Origin of the sequence: Pseudomonas sp. GV047 (assembly GCF_003058245.1) — a bacterium.
Taxonomy (GTDB): Bacteria; Pseudomonadota; Gammaproteobacteria; order Pseudomonadales; family Pseudomonadaceae; genus Aquipseudomonas; species Aquipseudomonas marginalis.
In genome coordinates this window covers 30,483-52,660 of sequence record NZ_QCWA01000002.1, presented here as the reverse complement: position 1 = coordinate 52,660, position 22,178 = coordinate 30,483, and the positions used below count along the sequence as shown (strand labels likewise).

Sequence of the window (22,178 nt, the reverse complement as noted above, 5' to 3'; positions counted from 1 at the left end):
TTCAGCGACAACTGTACCAACTGACAGTCCGCCATCGGGAGCAAGCCCCCTCCCACATTCGGGCCAGTTTCACAGTAGACCTGTGCGGTCTGTGGGAGCTTCACCATGTTGAACACCTTGCTGCCTATTCTCTTATTTACCGCCCTGGGCCTTGCCGTCCTCGGCGCCCTGCGCCGTGTGAACATGTGGCGCCGCGGCCGAGCCTCCAAGGTCGACCTGCTGGGCGGCCTGCTGGCCATGCCCAAGCGCTACATGGTCGACCTGCACCACGTGGTCGCCCGCGACAAATACATCGCCAACACCCACGTCGCCACGGCCCTGGGCTTTGTGCTGTCGGCGCTGCTGGCAATCCTGGTGCACGGCTTCGGCCTGCATAACCGTATCCTCGGCTACGCCTTGCTGCTGGCGTCAGTGTTGATGTTTGTCGGCGCCACCTTCGTTTACCTGCGGCGGCGCAATCCACCGTCGCGCCTGTCCAAGGGCCCGTGGATGCGCCTGCCGAAAAGCCTGATGGCGTTCTCGGTGAGTTTCTTCCTGGTGACGCTGCCGGTGGCGGGGATCCTGCCCGCCGACTTCGGTGGCTGGCTGCTGGCCGCGCTGCTGAGTGTGGGTGTGCTGTGGGGCGTGTCCGAGATGTTCTTCGGCATGACCTGGGGCGGCCCGATGAAACACGCCTTCGCCGGTGCCCTGCACCTGGCCTGGCACCGTCGCGCCGAACGCTTTGGCGGTGGTCGTTCCACTGGTTTGAAACCCCTGGACCTGAGCGACAAGAGCGCCCCCCTGGGCGTGGAAAAACCCAAGGATTTCACCTGGAACCAACTGCTCGGTTTCGACGCCTGCGTGCAGTGCGGCAAGTGCGAAGCGGCGTGCCCGGCCTTCGCCGCCGGCCAGCCGCTGAACCCGAAAAAGCTGATCCAGGACATGGTGGTCGGCCTGGCCGGCGGCACCGATGCCAAGTTCGCCGGCAGCCCTTATCCAGGTAAACCGATTGGCGAGCACAGCGGTAACCCGCACCAGCCGATCGTCAACGGCCTGGTGGACGCCGAGACCCTGTGGTCGTGCACCACCTGCCGCGCCTGCGTGGAAGAGTGCCCGATGATGATCGAGCACGTCGACGCCATCGTCGACATGCGCCGCTACCTCACCCTGGAAAAAGGCGCGACCCCGAACAAGGGCGCCGAAGTCCTGGAAAACCTGATCGCCACTGACAACCCCGGCGGCTTTGCGCCGGGCGGTCGCCTGAACTGGGCGGCGGACTTGAACCTGCCGTTGCTCAGCGAAAAAGGCAGTGCCGACGTGGTGTTCTGGGTCGGCGACGGTGCCTTCGACATGCGCAACCAGCGCACCCTGCGGGCGTTCGTCAAAGTGCTCAAGGCGGCCAAGGTCGACTTCGCCGTACTGGGCCTGGAAGAGCGCGACAGCGGTGACGTCGCACGGCGCCTGGGCGATGAAGCAACGTTCCAGCTGCTGGCCTCGCGCAATATCCAGACGCTGGCCAAGTACAGCTTCAAGCGCATCGTCACCTGCGATCCCCACAGCTTCCATGTGCTGAAAAACGAATACGGCGCCTTCAACGGCAACTATCTTGTGCAGCACCACAGCACCTTCATGGCCGAGCTGATCGGCGAAGGCGCGCTGAACCTGGGCCAGCACAAAGGCAACAGCGTGACCTACCACGACCCGTGCTACCTGGGCCGCTACAACGGTGAGTACGAGGCGCCGCGCCAAGTGCTGCGTGCCTTGGGCATCGAGGTCAAGGAGATGCAACGTTCGGGTTTCCGCTCACGCTGCTGCGGCGGCGGTGGCGGCGCGCCGATTACCGACATCCCCGGCAAGCAACGTATCCCCGATATGCGCATGGAAGACATCCGCGAGACCGGCGCCGAACTGGTAGCGGTCGGTTGCCCGCAATGCACGGCGATGCTCGAAGGTGTGGTTGAACCGCGCCCGTTGATCAAGGACATCGCCGAGCTGGTGGCCGATGCATTGCTGGAAGACGTCGCACCGGCCAAAGCTCCCAACAAGCGTGAACCTGCGGAGGTGCACTGATGAGCGACATTATCCGCCGCGACCCACGGGCCGAATGGATCGCCCGCAACCGCCTGCACCCGCTGCATGCGGCGATGCAGCCGCTGCAACACAGTTGGATGGGGCCTAACGGCGTCATCCGCAAGAACGTGCATGGTGTCGGTTTTATCGGCCCCAACGGCATCAAGCGCATCGACCGCAGCGGTGCCCAGCAGGGCGGTGCGGCCAAGCGTACGGCGGCGATTGAAGTGCAGTTGCCGCTGCATCAGGTGCCTGCGCCTGCGTTCTACATCAACGTAGTGCCGGACATGGTCGGTGGCCGCTTGAGCAGCCACGACCGCGACCTGCTCGGCCTGGCGCGGCAACTCGCCGGCAACGACGGCGCGGTGCTGGTGGTGGTGTTTGGCGAACACAAGGAAAGCGCGTTTGCCACGGCCGGTGTCGATCGCCTGCTGGTGCTCGACGGCCACGAATTCGACGGTTATTCACCGGAGCAACGCGTGCAGGGTTTGCGCGCTGTGGATAACCAGTTCAACCCGCGCCACTGGTTGCTGCCCGACAGCCGCAGTGGTGGCGGCGAGTTGGGTCGGCGCTTTGCCGCCAGCCTCAAGGAACGCCCGGCCACTCGCGTCTGGCAGATCAAGGGCGATGAGTGCATCGGCCGCGCCGGTGCGGGCCGGGAAGACTTGGCGCGGCCGCTGCCACGCCTGATTCTGGCCGCCGCCGAATGCGCCGATCCGGTCAGCGACACACGCCATGAAGTGCTGCCCGTGGAGTTATCCACAAGCCTGGCGCGCAGCCTGCCGCGTATCGAGGATCTCGGCGCGGTGGCGGTGGACCCGGCGGCGATTCCCATGGCCGAGGCCGAATTTATCTTCTCCGGCGGCAACGGCGTGAAGGACTGGGCGCTGTTCCACCAGACCGCCGCGGCATTGGGGGCCACCGAAGGCGCCTCGCGGGTGGCGGTGGACGATGGCTTCATGGCGCGTGATCGCCAGGTCGGCGCCAGCGGTACCTGGGTGACGGCGCGGGTGTATGTGGCCGTGGGGATTTCCGGGGCGATCCAGCACCTGCAAGGCATTGGCGCCTGCGACAAGGTGGTGGCGATCAACCTCGACCCGGGCTGCGACATGATCAAGCGTGCCGACCTGTCGGTGATCGGCGAAAGCGCCGCGATTCTGCAAGCCTTGATCGCTGCGGTCGAGGCCTACCGCAACGGCGCCAAGCGCGATGCGGCTTGAGGACATGACCATGACCACGAATGTAATCAGCCTGGTGTCCATCGGCGCCCACCCCACCTCCGGCCGGCCACGCCGCGCCGAACAGGATGCGCGCGCCGTCGAACTGGGTCTGCAGGTGGCTGGGGATAAGTTGCAGGTGCTGCACGCCGGCAATATCGCCGAACCGACCTTGCGCAGCTACCTGGGCATGGGCCTGCCACAGTTGCACGTGCTGGAACAACCGGAGGGCAGCGATGCGTTGCCGGTGCTCGGCGAGTACCTGCGCCACGCCGGTGCCCAGGTGGTGCTTGCCGGCAGCCAGGCCGAAACCGGTGAAGGCTCGGGCATGTTGCCGTTCCTGTTGGCGGAGCAATTGGGCTGGCCGCTGATTGTCGGGCTGGCCGAGGTGGAGTCCATCGACGGCGGCGTAGCCCATGTGCTGCAAGCCTTGCCCCGTGGGCAGCGCAGGCGCTTGAAGGTGCGCCTGCCATTCCTGGCGACGGTGGACAACGCCGCGCCCAAGCCTCGGCAGAGTGCCTACGGCCCGGCACAGCGCGGTGAGCTGGCGGCCCATGAGGTCGAGGTTGAAGACGATGAGTTATTCGCCAGCGCGCTGTTGCAACCGGCCAAGCCCCGGCCCAAGCGCCTCAAGGTGATCAAGGCCAAGAGCGGCGCCGACCGCATGAAAGCCGCCACCGCCAAGGCCAGTGGCGGCGGTGGGCAGGTGCTCAAGGGTGTGAGCGCCGAGGAAGGTGCCCAGGCAATCTTCAAGTTGCTCATAGAAGAAGGCGTCGTGCGCTAACCCACCAACACTGCAAAACAAATGTGGGAGGGGGCTTGCCCCCGATAGCGGTGCTTCAGTTAAAGATACTGAGACTGACACATTGCAATCGGGGGCAAGCCCCCTCCCACATTGGATCTTCATTGGGGCGCAGGTTCGGGCGCAGGCTTGGGCACCAGATCCGGCAGCGGTGGCGGCAGGGGTTGCCAGGTGGCATCCGGCTGTTGCATCGGCGGTGGCAGCGCCGGCGTGGGGTCGCCGCCAATCGGCTTGAGGATCATTTTGTCGGTGGTGTCGCGCAGGATCATGCCCTGGGTCGAACTGCGCGCCTCGGTGCCGCTGTGGAAGGTACTGATCTGGGCAATCGGCAGGTCCAGGTTGCGTTCGATCCTCGGGGTCAGCAGCAGAATGATCTCAGTCTTCTGCTGGGTATTCTGGTTGGTGCCGAACAGCTTTTTGCCGATCCACGGGATCTGGCTCAACCACGGCAAACCCGAGCCCTCGTCGACGTCCGCCGTGCGGATCAGCCCCGAGACGATCTGGGTTTCATTGTTGCGCGCGGTCAGCAGGGTCTTGGTGGCCCGTGAGCCGAGTTCGAAGGTGGCCGGTACGTTTTCCGAGCCGGGAATACGCTTGGTGATATGGCTCATTTCCACGTTCAGCTCCAGGTTCACCTCATCGCTCAGGCTGATATTCGGCTTGACCGTAATCTGCAGCCCGACGTCCTGGTAGGACACCGACGAGGTGGTGATCTGGTTGGCGGTGGTGGTGGTCACCACGGGGATCTTGTCGCCGATGTTTACCTGGGCTTCTTCGCGGTTGCGCACCCGCACCCTGGGGTTGGCCAGGGTCACGGTGTTGCCGCTGCGTTGCAGCATATTGATGCGCGCCGAGGTACTGCCCGCGTCGAGCAGGATGTTGTCGCCATTGATCCCGCGCAATGCGCTGAGCGGGATGCCTGCCAGCCCGGCAGGCACGTTGGCCAGGTTGCCCACGGACAGGCCGATGCTCTCCGGGTACTGGATGCCCAGGTTCAACTCGTCGGTCAGGCTGACCTCCAGCACCTGGATGTCGATGGTCACTTCCGATTGTGCGATATCAATGGCTTCCACCAGTTTTTCCACCGCGCTCAGGGTGTCCAGTCCATCGCGCACGATCACCGCGTTCAGGCGTTCGTCCACCAGCACCTCCTTGGGCTTGAGCACCTGTTTGATCTCGGCGGCGATGACCTTGGGGTCGCCATGGCTGAGGTAGAAGGTGCGCACGGCCAACTCGCGGTATTCCCGTTCCTTGTCCGGGCGGCGGGGGTAAACCAGGATGGTGTTGGCGTTGAGGACCTTCTTGTCCAGCCCCTGGGTGGTCAGCAGCAGGTTCAGCGCGTCTTCGGCGGTGGTTCGGCTCGCGGTCATGCTCGCCGAGGCACTGGGATTGACGTCCTTGTCGATGACGAAGTTGACCCCCGACAGGCGCGCAATGGTCTCGAAAATCGTGGTCAGGCTTTGGGCGCTGAACTCCAGGCTCAGGGGTTTGCGCATGGCCTCGGAGAGGTCGGCGCTGAGGTAATCGGCGCTCACCAGTTCACGGGTCAGGGCATTGCGAAAGTCCAGGGCCTCTCGGTAGTTGGGCTTTTGCGCGATGATCCGGCGCACCAGGTTGAGGGCTTCCACCGGGTTGGAACGCTTCATTTCGTAGGCCTGGGCCAGTTGCGGGCGCAGTTGTTTCATCGCCTGGATGCTCTGGATTTCCTGGCGCGCGCCGAGGTTGCTGGGGTCGTATTTGAGGATGGTTTCCAGGGCGCGGATGGCAGCGGCATCGTCGCCACGCATCAGCGCGGTGCTGGCTTCGCGGCTGTATTGGGCCACCAGCAATTCCAGCTTGCTGAAGTTGGCGGTGCGCAGTTGCACATCGTCGGGGGCCTGTCTGGCTTCGGCTTGCAGCACTTCGACCGAACGGATGATGTCGCCCTTCTGGCGCAACTCGTCGCTCTCCTTGATCGCCCGTTGGGTCTGGCAGGCGCTGAGCAGGGCCACGGCCAGGCTCAAGGGTATCCACGTGCGTATGGCCATGATCGTGTCCTGCGCCGGTCAGTGGGTGTCCAGCCGCAAGGTGCTGACATGCTTGAGGGGCATGTAGGTCAGCACCACGGCGGTGTCGGTGAGTTTGTCCAGCCGGTAGTGCGCGTCGAGCATCTTGCCGGGCACGATGCGCCCGGGTACCGAGCAACGGTTGCACAGGGTGTACTGGCTGCCATTGCCGCTGAGCACGACGATTTTCGCCTGGTTCTCGTAGCGCCATTGCGCGCTCACGGTGAAGGGCAGGGGCGGTGGCTTGGGCGCTGAGGTGTCGACCGGTATGGGCGGCGGTGCAGGTGTCCAGGTCTGGGCGGGGAACAGGTCGATGGCTTCGGCCACCGCCGGCGCAGGTGCTGCGACCGGTGCCGAGGGCACCTGTACAGGGCGGGCGATCACTGGCACCGGCGAGGGCGTGGGAGTGTCCGCAGTGTCCTGCCAGAACAGCCAGCCGCAGCCGATCAAGGTCAGCAACAACAGCACGCGCAGATACAGCGGCAGCGTCATTCCACCACCCCCAGCACACTCACCTTGAGGCTGATGTTCAACATGCCGCTGGTGATTTCCTTGCGCTCCAGGGCCAGGCGTTCGATGCGTACGGCCGGCTCGTTGGCGACGTCGTCCAGGGCATCGCGCAGCAAGGCGTAGGGGCCGACGAGGGGAATGTCCACGTCCAGCCGTTGCAGCCCGGTGTCGCCGGGCGCGGAGTAGGCCAGGGTGGTCTGTTCGATGATAAAGCCGCGCCGGGTGAGGACGTCCAGCAGCTTTTCCAGGCGTGGGGCGAAGTCCTGTGCACTGGGCAGGCGTTCGACCACGGCCGGTTCGGTCACCTGCACATCCTGGGGCTGCTCGGCGATACCGGCCTCCAGTTCCTGGCGCCGCAGGCTGTCGGCAATGCCTGCCGGATGAATCACTGTGACTTCGATCAGCAACGTTGCCGCCATCAGCCCTAATGCCAGCAGCCCCCAAAAGCCCAGGCGCTGTTGCCATTGCATCAAGTGCCAGCGCACGCGCGGGAGGTGGCGGGTCAGTGCGTCCATGGGCGACTACCCTGCACCAACCGCAAGTTTGACCTGCACCGGGTGTTGCGGGTCATTGGCCTTGCGTGCGCTTTGTTGCAGGTTCACGTGCACCCCTGGCTGGGCCTTGAGCCGTTCGACAAAGCGAAAGGCATCCCCCAGCACCTTGGCTTCCAACTCCAAGTGAATCAGCCGGGCCTGGGTGTCGACCTCCACGCGCGTCAGCGCGACTTCCGCGGACCAGGCCCGGGCCACGGCGTCCATCAGCGCGAAGGGCGTGTCCTGCTGTCGGGAAAAGGCGGCCAGTTGTTGTTTCTGCTGGGGTGACAAGCGAATGGCGGCCTGGATCAATTGCTCCTGGCGACGTGTCAATTCGATAAAGCGCTGCTCCAGTGCGTCGGTCTGTTGTTGCTGATGCTCCATGCGCTGCCAGTGTTGCCAGGTGACGAAGACAAGCCCGGCGGCGACCAGCCACAACCCACTCACCAGCGGCCGATAGACGGCGTTGGGGTGCAGGAAGTCGACGCCCGGCGCCTGCCGCTGTCGCCAGGCACCGGCGAGTTGTGATTTCAGCTGAGCGATCATGCCAACGGCTCCCCCAGCCAGGGATGCAGTGGCCCCAGCCAATGTTCAGTGGGGTGATTGGCGACGACCCATGTGGCCGCCGCGTGCCGTTGCGCCAGCAGGTCGGCGGTGAACAGGTTGTCGCTCAAGTGGCTGCCGGGTGGGGTTTGCAGCACGCAGACTTGTTGAGCCACACCCCGTTGCCGGTAAAGGCAACTGAGACCTCGCGCCTCAGGTACCGCCAGCACGCAATCGTCAGGCAATTGCTGCCAATACCGTTGGGCCACGGCCGTCAACAATGGCGTGCATGTCACCAGCGGCAGGTGCTGTTGCTTGAACAACTCCCGCAGGTCTTGCAGCAAATTCCGTGGCGTCGCGACCGCCAGGCGTTCATCTCCAAAGGTGCTGTTGGCGACTTGCACTTGCCACTGTCCGGGGTCGATGCCTGCCTGTTGGTTGAAGGTCACTTCGGCCAAGCCTTGCCAGTCGGCCTGGCTGTACAAACCGGTTTGCCACGCCAGCATCAGGTAGTGCACATGGGGGAAGCCCAGCAGCACCGTGGCCGGGTCCAGAAACCCGACGCGGCCGCGCGGCGCCTGTTCCAGCAGTTCGGCACAGGCGGCCAATGGTTCGCCAGCCTGTTGCGCACGCGATACTGCTGCACCGCGCCAGCGCGGTCGTGCGGCCCATTCGGCGCCGTCGCTGTGCAGCCACACCACATGCTCAATAAAGGGAAATGACACGGTGGATCTCCTTGAGCGTGGTGTCGCCCTGGGCGGCGTGGGCCAGGGCGATGTCGCGGATAAACACGTGGCCGGCTTCACGGGCCAGTTCGCGCAGGGTGGAGGCCGAACTGCGGTTGAGCAGGCCCTCCTTGATGCTGTCGGTCAGTGTCAGCACTTCGGCCAGGGCGAGTCGGCCGCGATAGCCGGTGTGACGGCAGGCCTCGCAGCCTTTGCCCACGCGGTAGTGACCCTGTTGGAGTTGAGCCTCGGCGAGTTGGGCGAGCTGGGTGATCTCGGGGTCGGGGGCGGCATCCGTGCCGCAGTCCGGGCAGATGCGCCGCACCAGGCGCTGGGCGACCACGCCGTTAAGGGCTTCGACAAAGCTGGCCGGATCCACGTCCATGTAGGTAAAGCGCTCCAGCACACTGAACGCGCTGTTGGCGTGTACCGACGACAGCACCAGGTGCCCGGTCAACGCTGCCTGCACCGCAATGCCGGCCGTTTCACCGTCGCGTATTTCCCCCACCAGGATGGTGTCCGGGTCGTGGCGCAGGATCGAGCGCAGGCCACGGGCAAAGGTCAGGCCCTTCTTGTCGTTCACCGGGATTTGCAGGACCCCGGGCAGTTCGTATTCCACCGGGTCTTCGATGGTGATGATCTTTTTCTCGCCGGTATTGGTCTCCGACAGGGCGGCATACAGCGTGGTGGATTTGCCGCTGCCGGTGGGGCCGGTCACCAGCAACATGCCATAGGGTTCGCCGGCCAATACACGGATGCGCGCGATGGTCTCGGCGTTCAACCCCAGGGTTTCCAGGCTCAGGGACTCGCCGCGCTGGGACTTGTCGAGAATCCGCAGCACCGCATCTTCACCGTGGATGCTGGGCATGATCGACACGCGAAAGTCCACTTCGCGACCCTGGATTTTCATCTTGAAACGCCCGTCCTGGGGCACCCGCCGCTCGCCGATATCCAGCTCCGACAACACCTTGATCCGCGACAGTGCCTGCTCGGCCATGTCCATGCCGCTGGCCTGGCCCATCTGCTGCAACACGCCGTCGATGCGGTACTTGATCACCAGGCCCTGGGGGGTGGTTTCCACATGGACATCGCTGGCGCGGCTTTGCAGGGCATCGAACAGCATGGAGTTGACCAGGCGCACCACCGGGTTGTCGTCGCGGGCGATGCTGCTCAGGGAAATTTCCTGGGCGGCCTGGCCGACGCGGGCATGCTCGTCGTCCTCACCGAAAGGTTGCATCACCCGTTGGCTGGCTTCGGCCAGGCTCAACTGGGCCTTGACCGCGCCGGGCAGGCTCATGGCCAGGGGCAGTTGACGCAAGGTTTTCGAGGATTGCAGCCAGTGCCGGCTGGCCAGGGTGAAAGGGTCTCCCAGTACCAGGCACGGCTGGCCGTGGTTATCCACCGGCAGCACGTTATGGATCAGCGCCTGGGGCAGTGCCAGCAGGTCGAAGCGCCAGTGTTCACTGAGGTTTTCCGGGGGGATGGCAAGCAGGCCCAGGGGCTGGGCGATCGTGCTTAATTGGTCGGGCGCCTTCTCCAGCACCTCCAGCAGGTAATTGGACAAGCTCAGCCCGCGTTGCTCTGCAAGGGCCTGCCATTGCCGTGTCTGTTCGCTCATCGCACTACCCCTGGATGGAGCCCGCCAGTTCGAAAATCGGCATGTACAGCATGAACACGATCAGGCCGATCAGCCCGCCCACCACCAGCATCAACAAGGGCTCGAAGACCTTGCTGAACAGCTCGATGGCACGCTCCAGCGCTTCATCGTGGAACTGCGCGATGCGCTCGCACATCGCCGCCAGCTCGCCGCTTTGTTCACCCACGCGTAGCAGGCGTTCGGCGACGGCGGTGGTCAATCGATGGCGGGCGAGGGCAGTGGACAGTGGCTGGCCGGCCTGGATGTCGGTCATGGCCTGGCGCAGGTCCGCCTGGTGTTCCACGGGCAGCAGCGCACCGGACAGCTCCACCGCAGTAACCACCGGCATGCCGCCCATCAGCAACATGCCGGCGGTGCGATAAAAGCGCGCGAGGATAAACAGCGTGCGCTGGGCGCCCAGGCTGGGGATCTTCCAGAACAGCTGGGCGATGCGGCGCTTGAAGCCGGCGCTGCGCAACAACAGCACCAGCGCGGCAATCGCCAGCACCAGGCCAAGCAACAACTCCATGCCGTGCGCGTCTACCAGTGCGCCCCACCACACCATAAAGCGTGCCGTGGCCGGCAGGTCGGCCACGGCGTCGAACACCGAGGCAAAGCGCGGGATCACGAAGAACAGCAGGAACAGCAGGATCAACGCGCCAACGCTGAGTACCACCAAGGGGTACATCAGGGCGCCGCTGACGCGCTTCTTCACGGTTGCCAGGTGGGCTTCAAAATGATGGTAACGGCGCAGGGCCACGGCCAATTGGCCGCTGTGTTCCGAGGACGCCACCGTGGCAATCAACAGCGGCGGGAAGGTCTGCGGCTTGAGCAGCATCGCCCTGGACAGCGAGTTGCCCTCATACATCGAGGCGAGCAGCTCGCTCATGACCTGCCGGTTGATGCCGGCGGGCGCCTTGTCGCGCAGGGTCTCCACGGCTTCCACCAGCACCAGGCCGGCATCGAGCAGGACTACCAGCTCCTGGATAAACAGGCCGAGGGCGAACGTACTGCGGCGGCTGGGGAGTTTGAGTGGGCGGCGGGCTTTCAGCGAGATGACCTGGGCGCCGTCGGCCTGCAGTTGCTGGCGCGCCTGGGCGACGTCAACGGCTTGCAGGCGCAGGGTCTGCACATGGCCGTCACGGATGATGCGCACGTCAACGTCGATCATGGTATTTGCCCCGCCCGTTGTTGGCGCTGTTGCAACAACACCGCGTAGTAACGCCACACCGCCAGGGCGTAGCGTGAGCGCCGTGCTTCCCGGTCCGGCTTGGCCCCGGCGTTATAGGCGCCCACGGCCTGCCAGCCATAACCCTGCTCGCGAATAAACCCGGCAAGAATCCACGCGCCCACCATGACGCTGGTGCAGGGCTGGGTGATCAAGTGCTGCTCGGTGATGCCGAACCGGGCCAGTGCGGGCAAGTGGCGGCTGTTGATTTGCATCAAGCCGATATCCTGGCTGCCATCGCTGTTGAGGTTGCGTGCGCTGGGGTTGAGGCCGGATTCGACCTTGGCGATGGCGTACAGCAACAGCGGGTCGACGTGGTAGCGGCTGGCTGCCAGTTGCCAGCAGTTGGCCTGTGCGGTACCCGTGAGGCACAGCAGTATCAGGACCCGCCGCAGCGTGTGCATGTCACAGGCCGTACACAATGTCGGCGTAGGTATTCACCCCGCCGGCCTTGCCGTCACGGCCCAGGCAGATGATCTCCGCATCGTTGGGCGGTGTACCGGGGTTCTTGTAGAGATACGGGTTGCCCCAAGGGTCTGGCGGCAGCGTCTTCACATAGGGGCCCTGCCAATGGCTGGCGTTGGCGGGCCGGGTGGTGAGGGCGTCGAGGCCAAGGGTTTCGTCGGGGTAGTTGCCGTTGTCCAGGCGGTACTGGTTCAAGGCATCGGCAAGGGCTTTCATCTGGCCCTGGGCGGTTTGTACCTTGGCCAGTTCCAGGCGGTCGAACATCTTCGGGCCGACGTAGCCGGCGAGCAGGGCGATGATCAGCAGGACGACCAGCAGCTCCAGCAAGGTGAAGGCACGCTGGGGGCTGTGGATAAATGAGTGAATACGCATGGAAATACCCTGTTGGGAGTGCCAAGGTACGGCGGTTGTGTATAACTCTCCCGGCCCGCTGTGAAGCGGGCACCGCCGGTAGGACTGCTTCAGTTAATAATTGCAAATGCCTGTGAGTGCATAAAAAATGCTAACTGCTAGATCAAATATAGCGTTGCTTGATATGGCTTGTGGAGCAGTCAAATATAACGTTTAGCACTTTGGTTTAGAGGCTAAGAGAATAATAGCCAAAAAAACGCCGCACATTATGTGCGGCGCAATGTGCATTGGTTAATGATGAATACTATTGTTCATCCCAGGCTTCACGCCACGCCAAGCCTTTGCCGGGTTCATAATATTGGACCGAGCCAGAACACCATGATGTGTATTTACACTTATAGTTTTTTCCATTGTGAGTGTAGGTCTGTCCTGCCTCATGTGCGCCTCCAGGTACATAGGGTGGATGTTCCCCACCGCCACTGGAAGGCGTCACGATAAAGGTCTGCTGCGCCAGGCCGGTCTTGCCATTCTGCTCGTCCCGTACCAGCAATCGCACCTCATGCTCCGTTGGCTCACGAACGGTAACCGCCACACCGTTTACAGTCATCTGGTTGTAGGGCTTATTCATCCCGATAACAGTCCAGCTGTAGAGCAATGGACCGTTGTGCCCCACGGACTGACTGGCGCTGAAGGTAAACGGCCGGCCGGATTGCATGGTGGTGGGCCCGGTTATTTTCGCGACAGGCGCCGTAGGGTTTGTCGGGGTTTCGCTGCCAGGGATGATCGCCATTGCACGGCTGTAACCCTTCGCCAATGTGTAAACCGAGTTGGCGCTGGCATCGCTGGTATTGAATACAATATTGCCGGTTTTTTTCTCTCCTACCTTGGCAATGCTTGGGTTGATCTGATTCGCCAATTGCTGGCCCCATATGTTCGGGTCGAGGTTGCTCGCGGTAATGGGCAGGGTAATGTCCACCACTTCCCTGGCCGCCGGTGTGTTGTCGAGGATGCGGAAGTGGACTGAGTCACCCGGTTTGAGGGTCTCCATGACCTGATCGATGAATTGGCCGATATCGACCCACTGCTCCGGGATTCCGGCACCGACGATGTTGATGTCACTGCAGTTATAGAACCCTTCACCCGCTGGATCGATACGCTGCCACTGCACGAACAGCGTGGCTTTGCCCGTTTGCCCCGATGGGATAGGTACAGCGAACTTGAAGTACCCCGTGGCCCCCGCAATGATGGGTGGATCATTGCCCCAGTCGGTTTGCGCGATCTGGAACGGCTGAGTGTGGATGAGTGTCAGGTCATTCCAGGTCAGCGGCGACCTGGTCGGGTCAAAGCCCGGGTTTGTGAGAAAGACCTTTGCGAAACTGGGCACGTGTGGCGCAGTGCCGATGATGCGCACATCCATCATGCCATTGGTGGGCGTAACGTCGGTGCGATGCCACTGGTCCGACACAATGTTCAGGCCATCTTTCTTGCTGTCAGCCGCCGAACAAAGTTTGCCATCGGGCACTTCTCGTTTGACGATTTCAGGGTCGTTGTAACCCGGTTGCCTGATCAAATGGGCCACTTCATTCCATTGCTGGCCTGGATACTGCTTACTCACTTTAGACAGGGCCGCGCACCCTGCATCACTGGGGCTGCCTGACCAGAAATCCGGGAGTGCCCTGCAATAGACCTGTCGTGCGACGGGCGTGTCCACCGCACCGTGGGCCATGACCAGCGTCGGTGCCAACAAGACCGCCGCCAACAACCATTTCATTAAGCGCTGTAAGTTACTCATGCTTGATCCACCTCAATTCAGATAAACAAGTTCCGAACGGCTGGAACGATCAGTGTGCTTATTCAATCGGCATCATTTGCTCAGTTGATCTCCCTTGGGAGCGATGCGGGTTGCAGGGTTGTTCTGCCCAGGGCCAAACAGAAACACCCACCCTTGATAACTGCCTTGTCCTGTAAAACTCTGGTTGATGACTGAAAAGTTGCCTTGTTTGAACGGTGTGCCCTTTGCCGTGCTGAACACACCCATGATGCTTTCGCCGGGCCCGGCCACCACGCCCCACTCGGCGTCGCCGGTCAGCGGGTCGGTATAGGCGCGGCGCAGATAGCGCTGGGGGGTGGGCTGGCGACGGTCGAGCAGCAGGTCTTCGAGGGACCTGGGGTAGGTATTGCCGGCGGCGTAGTACAGGCCGATCGCCCGGCGGATTTCATTGCCCCGCGCCAGCAGTTCCAGCTCGCGTTCGCGCTGCAGCACGCTGGACCACAGGGTGCCGACTTCCATCAGCATCACGGCCACCACCGCCACTGTCACCAACATGCCCATGAACACCGAGCCCTGCTGGCTGTGCTTACCAGTCGGCATAAGCGTTCCCGTTCGTGTCGGTCCCCGTGGCACCGCTGCGTACATCGCCCAGGCCTTGTTCGTCCGAAGGTTGCAGTTGCCAGGTATCACGCCTGCCGGTCAGCGGGTCCATGGGGATCTCGCGCAGGTAGCGGCGGTCGACCAGGGCTTGCAGGGACTCGGGGTTGGCGCCGTGGTCCTCGCGGTATTGGTCCAGGGCCTGGCGAATGGAAGACAGGTTGTGGCGCAGCACGGTTTCCTGGGCCTTGGTGTGCTGGCGGAAGTACTGCGGGGTGACCAGGGTCATGAGGGTGGCGATGATCGCCATGACCACCAGCAACTCAATCAGGGTAAAGCCCCGATCACCATTGGCTGTATGACGTTCCATTCAAGCTCTCCCGGGTGCTTCGGGATGAAACGTCGAATACATCTTCTCCCTCTTGTGGGTTATCCGCAGTGCTCTTGTAGCTGCGCAGTTGCCAGGTTTCTGCGGGCGCACGTTCAGGGCACTCGCACACGGGATCGCGGGGAATACGTCGCAGGAAATAGAGTTTGTTGCCCTGAAGGTTGGTCTTGTCCGTCACCCCCTCGACCAATACGTGCAGGGAGGGTGGATAACCGCTGTCAGTGATGCTCTTTTCAATGCGGCCATCGTCACTGGCGTCTTTGTAGGCATCGATCGCACGCCGGATTTCCCGCAGCGAGCGTTGCAGGTCCAGTTCTCGATCACGTTTACCCATCAATGCTGTCAGCGGATAAGCCACTGTCGCAAGCGTGGCCAGCAGGGCCAGCGTCAGTAGTAATTCAATCAGCGTAAAACCTTTGGCGCAGTGATGGCTGGGCTTGCCCTGCCACATCACCGTTCTTCCTCCCGATCAGGCTGCCAAGGACTTCCGCGTTAACCCAGGCCATGGAATTGACTGCAAGGATGAGTGTAGATGCTGGGTGTTTTTTGTACAGGTTGTGGGTTTACCCACAAACGCTGTGAGCGTAGCTGTGGATAAGATGTTCGTGAGTCTCCACAACCCCCGTAAATCAACGTCTGTAAGCCGTTGTACGAAAAATAACCAAGCTAAGTCACGGTTTTTAGGTGCTTTTTCGTGTGGATAAGGTTGAAGCGGTGTTCGGACTTGCCCCCAAAGTCTGTTGGCGCTTCTGTGGATAAGATGTTTGCTATCCGCTACAGGCCTTATGAATAGAGGCTTTCCGTCGTCTGGTTGTTTATTGATCAAATTGCCGTTAAACCCCAGGAATATAGCTGAAACCCTTGGTATATGAAGGTTTGACGCGGTTTTCCACAGCGCTGCCGAAGTTGCCCCCAAAGTCTGTTGGCGGTTCTGTGGATAAGGTGTTTGCGTACCGCTACAGGTCACGTTCTACGTGGCTTTTAGGGTTTTGATCAATAAATGATCAATATGCCGCTGGAACCGTCAACTTGAATAAGTCACGGATTTTCTTCAATTAATTTTGATGGGATAGCGCAGTTGCCCACAATTGCTGTGGGTGGCTTTGTGGATAAGTTGTTGGGTAAAGGCTGGAGGGCAGGCTGGCAGTGGTCTGCGAGACAGTCGATCAAATATTAAGCAGTGTGAGGTTCAAGTGTGGGAGGGGGCAAGCCCCCTCCCACAGTTTTGAGCTGTGGGTATCGGTTACTCGTGCGCAGCCACGCCTTTCAGGTAAGGCGCCGGGGCTGCGCCGAGGTTGTTCAACATGCGTTCGCTGTACCAGTCCACGAAGTTCACCACGCCGAACTCATAGGTCTTGGAGTACGGGCCAGGCTGGTAGGCGGTGGAGTTGATCCCGCGCTGGTTCTCTTCGGCCAGGCGACGGTCCTGGTCGTTGGTGGCGTCCCACACCTGGCGCATGCGCTCCACGTCGTAGTCCACGCCTTCCACGGCGTCCTTGTGCACCAGCCACTTGGTGGTCACCATGGTTTCCTGGGCGCTGATCGGCCACACCGTGAACACGATGATGTGATCGCCCATGCAGTGGTTCCAGGAATGCGGCAGGTGCAGGATGCGCATCGAGCCGAGGTCGGGGTTCTTGATGCGGCCCATCAGCTTGGCGCAGCCCTGCTTGCCGTCCAGGGTCATCGACACGGTGCCCTTGAGCAGCGGCATGCGCACGATACGGTTACGCAGGCCGAAGCTGGCGTGGGCGTAAGGGATCTTCTCGGCATCCCAGGCAGCGGCCGAAGCGGCGACATGGTCCTTGAAGGCCTGGTCGGCGCGTGGGTCGGTGACGTCGTCCCATTCCAGCAGGGTTTTCAACAGCTCGGGGTGCGACGCATTGCAGTGGTAGCACTCGCGGTTGTTTTCCAGCACCAGCTTCCAGTTGGCCTTTTCCATCAAGGTGGTTTGCACCGCCACCTTGGTGTTCTCCATGTCGTAGGGTTCCATGTAGTGGTTCAGCGTCGACAGGAAATCATCGATGGCCGGCGGGTTCTCGGCCAGGCTGATGAAGATGTAGCCGCCGGCGGTCTTCACGTTCACCGGCTTGAGGCCGTATTGCTTCATGTCGAAATCGGCGCCCATCTCGGTGCCGGCGAACAGCAGGCGACCGTCCAGCTCGTAGGTCCACTGGTGGTAGTGGCACACCAGCTTGGCAACCTTGCCCTTGTCGCTGGTGCACAGGCGCGAGCCACGGTGGCGACACACGTTATGGAACGCATGCACCACGCCTTCGGCGCCACGGATCACGATGATCGGGTTCTTGCCCACTTGCAGGGTCAGGTAGTTGCCCTTGCTGGGGATCTCGCAGGTCATGCCGGCGATCAACCACTCTTTCTGGAAGATCTCCTGCATGTCGATATCAAACAGCCGCTCATCAGAGTAGAACGGCTGCGGCAGCGAAAACGTGCGCTCGCGCTCTTGCAGCATTTGCGCGGTGGCCTTGCGTGCGGGTTCCAGCGGATCGCCCAAGCTTAAGGTTGCGGTGACGTCCATCGTGTGTGTCCTCATGGCCATTCTGTGTGGCCGACGAATAGTGGCTGATCAGGTTTGCAGCAAGGCGTAAAGAAAACGTCGTTGTTGGGAGCGAGTGTGGGGCTGCTGATGCGCCGAACCTTATCCATGAGCGACATGGCCCACTCTGTTCCCGACGCGCAACCCCCGTGGCATGGGGGCTGGTCGCGATAAGTATGTGAATGTCGCAGATAGGTAAATGGGCGGTTCCCGCGTTACGCAGAATCGCCACCATAAGGCCGACGTCGGCGGTGGAGAACAACATGTCCAATAATTTCCTGAATCCGGTAACCACCCAGACCTGGGCCAATGGTCGGCACATCGTCCGTTGCGTCAAAGTCATCCAGGAAACCTGGGATGTGCGCACCTTCTGCTTTATGGCCGACCAGCCGATCCTGTTCTTTTTCAAGCCGGGGCAGTTCGTCACCCTGGAGCTGGAAATCGACGGCCAGCCGATCATGCGCTCGTACACCATTTCCAGTTCGCCGTCGGTGCCCTACAGCTTCTCGGTGACCATCAAGCGTGTGCCGGGCGGCAAGGTGTCCAACTGGCTGCACGACACCCTGCATGAAGGCCAAGAATTGGCGGTGCACGGGCCGGTCGGGCTGTTCAATGCCATCGACTTCCCCAGCCCGAAAGTGCTGTACCTCAGTGGCGGCGTGGGGATCACGCCGGTGATGTCCATGGCCCGCTGGTTCTACGACACCAACGCCAACGTCGACATGACGTTTATCCACAGTGCCCGTTCGCCCAAGGACATCATCTACCACCGCGAGCTGGAGCATATGGCGTCGCGGATCGACAACTTCAGCCTGCACCTGATCTGTGAGAAGCACGGCCTGGGTGAGCCCTGGGCGGGTTATCGCGGTTACCTGAACCACAAGATGCTCGAACTGATGGTGCCCGACTTCCTTGAGCGCGAAGTGTTCTGCTGCGGCCCGACGCCCTACATGAATGCGGTGAAACGCCTGTTGGAAGTCGCCGGTTTCGACATGGCGCGCTACCACGAGGAATCCTTCGGCGCCACGCCGCCGGAAGCCCGCGCCGACGCGGTGGAGCAGGCCGAGCAAGCGGCGGATGCCCCGGAAATCGATCTGGCGGATCTGCACCAGGTGGAGTTCATCGCCTCAGGCAAGAGCATTCGCGTCGCACCTGGCGAGACCGTCCACGCAGCGGCGGCCAAGCTTGGGCTGTTGATTCCGAAAGCCTGCGGCATGGGGATTTGCGGAACGTGCAAGGTGATGAAGCTGGGCGGTGAGGTCGAGATGGACCACAACGGCGGGATTACCGAGGAAGACGAAGCCGAAGGCTACATCCTGTCGTGCTGCAGCGTACCGAAGGGCGATGTGCGCATCGAGTTCTGATCGCTCGAGCAGGCACAACACAATCCAAATGTGGGAGGGGGCTTGCTCCCTCCCACATTTGTTTTATGTACATCAGTGAGTCATTGTCAGGCGCCCATGACTTCGCGGATGTCCGCGGCCAATTCCCGTACTCGCTCTTCGTCGGTATCCCACGCGCACATGAACCGCGCCCCGCCTTTGCCGATGAAGGTATAGAAGCGCCAGCCCTTGGCCGTCAGCGCGGCAATCGCCGGTTCCGACAGTTGCAGGAACACGCCGTTGGCCTGCACCGGGAACATCAGCTCCACACCGGGAATATCCGCCACCAGGCTACTGAGCAATTGCGCGCAGTGGTTGGCGTGGCGCGCATGTTTGAGCCAGGCATCGTTTTCCAGTAAGCCCACCCATGGGGCGGAGAGGAAACGCATTTTCGAGGCCAGTTGGCCGGCCTGTTTGCAGCGGTAGTCGAAGTCTTCGGCCAGCTTGTGGTTGAAGAACAGGATGGCTTCACCCACGGCCATGCCGTTCTTGGTGCCGCCAAAGCACAACACGTCCACTCCGGCTTTCCAGGTCAGGTCGGCGGGTGAGCAGCCGAGGAACGCACAGGCGTTGGAAAAGCGTGCGCCGTCCATGTGCAGGTTCAGCCCCAGTTCCTTGCAGGTCGCACTGATGGCGCGGATTTCTTCCGGGGTGTAGACGCTGCCGACTTCGGTGGCTTGGGTCAGGGTCACTACGCGGGGTTTGGGGTAGTGGATGTCCTGGCGCTTGAGGGCGATCTCGCGGATCGATTCCGGGGTCAGCTTGCCGTTTTCGGTGCGGGCGGTGAGCAGCTTGGAGCCGTTGGAGAAAAACTCCGGCGCGCCGCATTCGTCGGTTTCGACGTGGGCGGTTTCCGAGCAAATCACGCTATGGTAGCTCTGGCACAAGGAGGACAGCGCCAGGGAGTTGGCGGCCGTTCCGTTGAAGGCGAAGAACACTTCGCAGTCGGTTTCGAACAGGTTGCGGAAACCGTCGGCGGCGCGGTGGGTCCATTCATCATCACCGTAGGCACGTTGATGACCCTGGTTGGCTTGTTCCATGGCGGCCCAGGCTTCGGGGCAAATGCCCGAATAGTTGTCACTGGCGAATTGTTGGCTCTTGTCGGTCATGGCCCATTCCTGTGGTCGATGTTGGTGCGCACTGTAACCAAGAAGGTTGGCGCTGCGCACGCACTGTAAATGCAAAGTCACTGGGGAATTATGCACGGTTCTGAAACGATGCCTGTCGGACGCGTCCGTGATGGCGCTTTGGATTTGCTCAAGTGGCTGGCGCTGCTGAGCATGGTGCTCGACCACCTGCGTTATGTCGGTTTGAGCCTCGATGGCCTGTATGTGCCGGGGCGCCTGGCGTTCCCGTGGTTTTGCCTGGCGATTGCGGCGAACCTGCACCGGGCCCGAAATGCGCCGGTGACCGGGCAATGGCGCTACCTGGGCTGGCTGTTGCTGTTCAGCGTGATCAGCGAAGTGCCGTATCGGCTGTTTATCGAGGATGCCGATACGTTGAACGTGCTGCCCACCTTGGCGCTGGGGCTGCTGGTTGCCCGAGGATGGCAGCAGAAGGCGTTTGTTGATCGAGGATTGGCGTTGATCGCCGTCACGATAGCGGCGGTATTTTCGTCGCACTTAATGTTCGGTTTCTTTGGTGTGTTGCTGCCACTGGCGATGTTGCTGGTGTTTCGCCGGCCTTGGTACTTCAGTGTGTTGCTAGGATCGGTCTGCGTGGCCGCCAACCAATGGCAGATCCTGCTCAATAGCGCCACGCCGGTGGCGCACCTGGGATTGGTCGCGTGTCTGATCGCGCCATTGGCGGGCCTGGTCTTATTGCGACATGCCCATAGCACCTCGCCGCCAGCAATGCGCCGCTGGGCCTACGCCCTTTATCCGCTGCACTTCCTCCTGCTCCTGCTCCTGCGCCACATCATCGCCTGACACACCGCTGTCCGGAGCAAGCCCCCTCCCACATTTGTTTCGTGTTGTTCCGGCAATGTCGTAAACGCACCTTTGCGTGGCGTGCGCAGGCATTTGACCTGTCTGCGCCAGCCCTACCATCGCATCAAAGGGCCCTGCACGGGCCTCAACAATACGAAAGGCTGGGAGAGACGCGATGTTCAGCAAACAAGACCAGATCCAGGGATATGACGACGCACTGCTGGCGGCCATGAACGCCGAGGAGCAGCGTCAGGAAGATCATATCGAGCTGATCGCGTCGGAGAACTACACCAGCAAGCGTGTGATGGAAGCCCAGGGCAGCGGCCTCACCAACAAATACGCCGAAGGCTACCCGGGCAAGCGCTACTACGGTGGCTGCGAGCACGTGGACAAGGTCGAAGCCCTGGCCATCGAACGCGCCAAGCAGCTGTTCGGCGCCGATTACGCCAACGTACAGCCACACTCCGGTTCGTCCGCCAACAGCGCCGTGTACCTGGCGCTGATCAATGCGGGCGACACCATCCTGGGCATGAGCCTGGCCCACGGCGGTCACTTGACCCACGGCGCCAAGGTGTCGTCCTCGGGCAAGCTGTACAACGCGGTGCAGTACGGCATCAACACCGATACCGGCCTGATCGACTACGACGAAGTCGAGCGCCTGGCGGTGGAGCACAAGCCGAAAATGGTCGTGGCCGGTTTCTCCGCCTACTCCAAGACCCTGGATTTCCCACGCTTTCGCGCTATCGCTGACAAAGTAGGCGCGCTGCTGTTCGTCGACATGGCCCACGTCGCCGGCCTGGTCGCTGCCGGCCTGTACCCGAACCCGCTGCCGTACGCCGATGTGGTCACCACCACCACCCACAAGACCCTGCGCGGTCCCCGTGGCGGTCTGATCCTGGCCAAGGCCAACGAAGAAATTGAAAAGAAACTCAACGCCGCCGTCTTCCCCGGCGCCCAGGGCGGTCCGCTGATGCATGTGATCGCCGGCAAGGCGGTGTGCTTCAAGGAAGCGCTGGAGCCTGGCTTCAAGGCGTACCAGCAGCAAGTGATCGACAACGCCCAGGCCATGGCCAGCGTGTTTATCAAACGCGGCTACGATGTAGTGTCCGGCGGCACCGATAACCACCTGTTCCTGGTCAGCCTGATCCGTCAGGGCCTCACCGGCAAAGAGGCGGATGCCGCCCTCGGTCGCGCCCACATCACCGTCAACAAGAACGCCGTGCCGAATGACCCGCAGTCGCCATTCGTGACCTCGGGCCTGCGCATCGGCACCCCGGCGGTGACCACGCGCGGTTTCAAGGTGCCGCAGTGCATCGAGCTGGCCGGTTGGATCTGCGACATCCTCGACAACCTCGGCGATGCCGACGTCGAGGCCAACGTGGCCAAGCACGTGTCTGCCCTGTGCGCTGATTTCCCGGTTTATCGCTGAGCGCGGTTTTGGAGTAATGACT

At 62.0% G+C, this 22,178-nt stretch carries 21 protein-coding genes; 6 read left to right on the top strand and 15 right to left on the bottom strand.

The genetic code is table 11. The features are described 5' to 3' along the window. The first annotated feature begins 105 nt into the window (after nt 1–105). From dgcB to C8K58_RS05425, 3 genes are read left to right on the top strand one after another with little or no spacing between them, the layout of a single operon-like run. Nucleotides 106–2,049: a dimethylglycine demethylation protein DgcB gene (gene dgcB, locus C8K58_RS05435; protein ID WP_027606000.1), complete on the top strand. Its 1,944-nt coding sequence runs from the start codon at nt 106–108 to the stop codon at nt 2,047–2,049. Further along, the gene (locus C8K58_RS05430; protein WP_092355610.1) at nt 2,049–3,269 is read left to right on the top strand and encodes an electron transfer flavoprotein subunit alpha/FixB family protein; all 1,221 of its coding nucleotides are present in this window, start codon (nt 2,049–2,051) and stop codon (nt 3,267–3,269) included. Before dgcB ends, C8K58_RS05430 begins: the two co-directional genes overlap by 1 nt. A 10-nt stretch (nt 3,270–3,279) precedes the next feature. Then, complete coding sequence (locus tag C8K58_RS05425) at nt 3,280–4,050, top strand: electron transfer flavoprotein subunit beta (protein WP_108573349.1); 771 nt, start codon at nt 3,280–3,282, stop codon at nt 4,048–4,050. Between the two features lie 119 nt (nt 4,051–4,169). Here C8K58_RS05425 and C8K58_RS05420 read toward each other — a convergent pair whose 3' ends face one another. From C8K58_RS05420 to gbcA, 14 genes are all read right to left on the bottom strand, one after another. After that, nucleotides 4,170–6,095, bottom strand: a complete 1,926-nt coding sequence (locus C8K58_RS05420; protein ID WP_092355604.1) for a secretin N-terminal domain-containing protein — start codon at nt 6,093–6,095, stop codon at nt 4,170–4,172. Between the two features lie 18 nt (nt 6,096–6,113). Beyond that, nucleotides 6,114–6,605: a hypothetical protein gene (locus tag C8K58_RS05415; RefSeq protein WP_027605996.1), complete on the bottom strand. Its 492-nt coding sequence runs from the start codon at nt 6,603–6,605 to the stop codon at nt 6,114–6,116. Beyond that, nucleotides 6,602–7,138 carry a hypothetical protein gene (locus C8K58_RS05410; RefSeq protein ID WP_092355598.1) on the bottom strand — a complete coding sequence of 179 codons (537 nt, stop codon included), beginning with the start codon at nt 7,136–7,138 and terminating at the stop codon, nt 6,602–6,604. The genes C8K58_RS05415 and C8K58_RS05410 overlap by 4 nt, the downstream gene beginning before the upstream one ends. 6 nt (nt 7,139–7,144) lie before the next feature. Next, on the bottom strand, nt 7,145–7,702 hold the full coding sequence (locus tag C8K58_RS05405) for a hypothetical protein (protein WP_166655291.1): 558 nt from the start codon (nt 7,700–7,702) through the stop codon (nt 7,145–7,147). Then, nucleotides 7,699–8,424: a hypothetical protein gene (locus C8K58_RS05400; RefSeq protein ID WP_256592518.1), complete on the bottom strand. Its 726-nt coding sequence runs from the start codon at nt 8,422–8,424 to the stop codon at nt 7,699–7,701. The genes C8K58_RS05405 and C8K58_RS05400 overlap by 4 nt, the downstream gene beginning before the upstream one ends. Further along, the gene (locus C8K58_RS05395; RefSeq protein WP_108573345.1) at nt 8,405–10,042 is read right to left on the bottom strand and encodes a GspE/PulE family protein; all 1,638 of its coding nucleotides are present in this window, start codon (nt 10,040–10,042) and stop codon (nt 8,405–8,407) included. The genes C8K58_RS05400 and C8K58_RS05395 overlap by 20 nt, the downstream gene beginning before the upstream one ends. Before the next feature lie 4 nt (nt 10,043–10,046). Continuing rightward, nucleotides 10,047–11,231, bottom strand: coding sequence for a type II secretion system F family protein (locus C8K58_RS05390; protein WP_108573343.1), 1,185 nt, complete (start codon nt 11,229–11,231; stop codon nt 10,047–10,049). Next, nucleotides 11,228–11,692, bottom strand: coding sequence for a transglycosylase SLT domain-containing protein (locus C8K58_RS05385; RefSeq protein ID WP_108573341.1), 465 nt, complete (start codon nt 11,690–11,692; stop codon nt 11,228–11,230). The genes C8K58_RS05390 and C8K58_RS05385 overlap by 4 nt, the downstream gene beginning before the upstream one ends. 1 nt (nt 11,693) lies before the next feature. Then, nucleotides 11,694–12,125 carry a type II secretion system major pseudopilin GspG gene (gspG, locus tag C8K58_RS05380; protein WP_074847788.1) on the bottom strand — a complete coding sequence of 144 codons (432 nt, stop codon included), beginning with the start codon at nt 12,123–12,125 and terminating at the stop codon, nt 11,694–11,696. Nucleotides 12,126–12,408: 283 nt separating this feature from the next. Next, nucleotides 12,409–13,896: a lytic polysaccharide monooxygenase gene (locus C8K58_RS05375; protein WP_108573339.1), complete on the bottom strand. Its 1,488-nt coding sequence runs from the start codon at nt 13,894–13,896 to the stop codon at nt 12,409–12,411. Nucleotides 13,897–13,968: 72 nt separating this feature from the next. Beyond that, nucleotides 13,969–14,475, bottom strand: a complete 507-nt coding sequence (locus C8K58_RS05370; protein ID WP_027605987.1) for a hypothetical protein — start codon at nt 14,473–14,475, stop codon at nt 13,969–13,971. Continuing rightward, on the bottom strand, nt 14,462–14,842 hold the full coding sequence (locus C8K58_RS05365; protein ID WP_027605986.1) for a type II secretion system protein: 381 nt from the start codon (nt 14,840–14,842) through the stop codon (nt 14,462–14,464). The genes C8K58_RS05370 and C8K58_RS05365 overlap by 14 nt, the downstream gene beginning before the upstream one ends. Further along, on the bottom strand, nt 14,817–15,311 hold the full coding sequence (locus tag C8K58_RS05360; RefSeq protein ID WP_027605985.1) for a prepilin-type N-terminal cleavage/methylation domain-containing protein: 495 nt from the start codon (nt 15,309–15,311) through the stop codon (nt 14,817–14,819). Before C8K58_RS05360 ends, C8K58_RS05365 begins: the two co-directional genes overlap by 26 nt. A gap of 792 nt (nt 15,312–16,103) precedes the next feature. Beyond that, entirely contained in the window at nt 16,104–17,399 is a 1,296-nt protein-coding gene (gbcA, locus tag C8K58_RS05355; RefSeq protein WP_027605984.1) for a glycine-betaine demethylase subunit GbcA, read from the bottom strand. A 281-nt stretch (nt 17,400–17,680) separates the two neighbouring features. Between gbcA and gbcB the strand changes: the two genes are divergently transcribed. Next, nucleotides 17,681–18,781: a glycine-betaine demethylase subunit GbcB gene (gbcB, locus tag C8K58_RS05345; RefSeq protein ID WP_027605983.1), complete on the top strand. Its 1,101-nt coding sequence runs from the start codon at nt 17,681–17,683 to the stop codon at nt 18,779–18,781. A gap of 86 nt (nt 18,782–18,867) precedes the next feature. On the opposite strand, the gene C8K58_RS05340 is transcribed toward gbcB, so the two are convergent. Continuing rightward, on the bottom strand, nt 18,868–19,908 hold the full coding sequence (locus C8K58_RS05340; protein ID WP_027605982.1) for a low specificity L-threonine aldolase: 1,041 nt from the start codon (nt 19,906–19,908) through the stop codon (nt 18,868–18,870). A 90-nt stretch (nt 19,909–19,998) separates the two neighbouring features. Between C8K58_RS05340 and C8K58_RS05335 the strand changes: the two genes are divergently transcribed. Together C8K58_RS05335 and glyA are read left to right on the top strand one after the other, a co-directional pair. Further along, on the top strand, nt 19,999–20,727 hold the full coding sequence (locus C8K58_RS05335) for a TraX family protein (protein ID WP_108573337.1): 729 nt from the start codon (nt 19,999–20,001) through the stop codon (nt 20,725–20,727). 175 nt (nt 20,728–20,902) lie between these two features. Continuing rightward, entirely contained in the window at nt 20,903–22,156 is a 1,254-nt protein-coding gene (gene glyA / locus C8K58_RS05330; RefSeq protein WP_027605980.1) for a serine hydroxymethyltransferase, read from the top strand. The last annotated feature ends 22 nt before the right edge of the window (nt 22,157–22,178 follow it).

Excerpts from the sequence above, each read along its gene's own strand:
- dgcB (WP_027606000.1), top strand. The coding sequence starts at position 106 with ATGTTGAACACCTTGCTGCCTATTCTCTTATTTACCGCCCTGGGCCTT.
- C8K58_RS05430 (WP_092355610.1), top strand. The coding sequence starts at position 2,049 with ATGAGCGACATTATCCGCCGCGACCCACGGGCCGAATGGATCGCCCGC.
- C8K58_RS05425 (WP_108573349.1), top strand. The coding sequence starts at position 3,280 with ATGACCACGAATGTAATCAGCCTGGTGTCCATCGGCGCCCACCCCACC.
- C8K58_RS05420 (WP_092355604.1), bottom strand. The coding sequence starts at position 6,095 with ATGGCCATACGCACGTGGATACCCTTGAGCCTGGCCGTGGCCCTGCTC.
- C8K58_RS05415 (WP_027605996.1), bottom strand. The coding sequence starts at position 6,605 with ATGACGCTGCCGCTGTATCTGCGCGTGCTGTTGTTGCTGACCTTGATC.
- C8K58_RS05410 (WP_092355598.1), bottom strand. The coding sequence starts at position 7,138 with ATGGACGCACTGACCCGCCACCTCCCGCGCGTGCGCTGGCACTTGATG.
- C8K58_RS05405 (WP_166655291.1), bottom strand. The coding sequence starts at position 7,702 with ATGATCGCTCAGCTGAAATCACAACTCGCCGGTGCCTGGCGACAGCGG.
- C8K58_RS05395 (WP_108573345.1), bottom strand. The coding sequence starts at position 10,042 with ATGAGCGAACAGACACGGCAATGGCAGGCCCTTGCAGAGCAACGCGGG.
- C8K58_RS05390 (WP_108573343.1), bottom strand. The coding sequence starts at position 11,231 with ATGATCGACGTTGACGTGCGCATCATCCGTGACGGCCATGTGCAGACC.
- C8K58_RS05385 (WP_108573341.1), bottom strand. The coding sequence starts at position 11,692 with ATGCACACGCTGCGGCGGGTCCTGATACTGCTGTGCCTCACGGGTACC.
- gspG (WP_074847788.1), bottom strand. The coding sequence starts at position 12,125 with ATGCGTATTCACTCATTTATCCACAGCCCCCAGCGTGCCTTCACCTTG.
- C8K58_RS05375 (WP_108573339.1), bottom strand. The coding sequence starts at position 13,896 with ATGAGTAACTTACAGCGCTTAATGAAATGGTTGTTGGCGGCGGTCTTG.
- C8K58_RS05370 (WP_027605987.1), bottom strand. The coding sequence starts at position 14,475 with ATGCCGACTGGTAAGCACAGCCAGCAGGGCTCGGTGTTCATGGGCATG.
- C8K58_RS05365 (WP_027605986.1), bottom strand. The coding sequence starts at position 14,842 with ATGGAACGTCATACAGCCAATGGTGATCGGGGCTTTACCCTGATTGAG.
- C8K58_RS05360 (WP_027605985.1), bottom strand. The coding sequence starts at position 15,311 with ATGTGGCAGGGCAAGCCCAGCCATCACTGCGCCAAAGGTTTTACGCTG.
- gbcA (WP_027605984.1), bottom strand. The coding sequence starts at position 17,399 with ATGGACGTCACCGCAACCTTAAGCTTGGGCGATCCGCTGGAACCCGCA.
- gbcB (WP_027605983.1), top strand. The coding sequence starts at position 17,681 with ATGTCCAATAATTTCCTGAATCCGGTAACCACCCAGACCTGGGCCAAT.
- C8K58_RS05340 (WP_027605982.1), bottom strand. The coding sequence starts at position 19,908 with ATGACCGACAAGAGCCAACAATTCGCCAGTGACAACTATTCGGGCATT.
- C8K58_RS05335 (WP_108573337.1), top strand. The coding sequence starts at position 19,999 with ATGCACGGTTCTGAAACGATGCCTGTCGGACGCGTCCGTGATGGCGCT.
- glyA (WP_027605980.1), top strand. The coding sequence starts at position 20,903 with ATGTTCAGCAAACAAGACCAGATCCAGGGATATGACGACGCACTGCTG.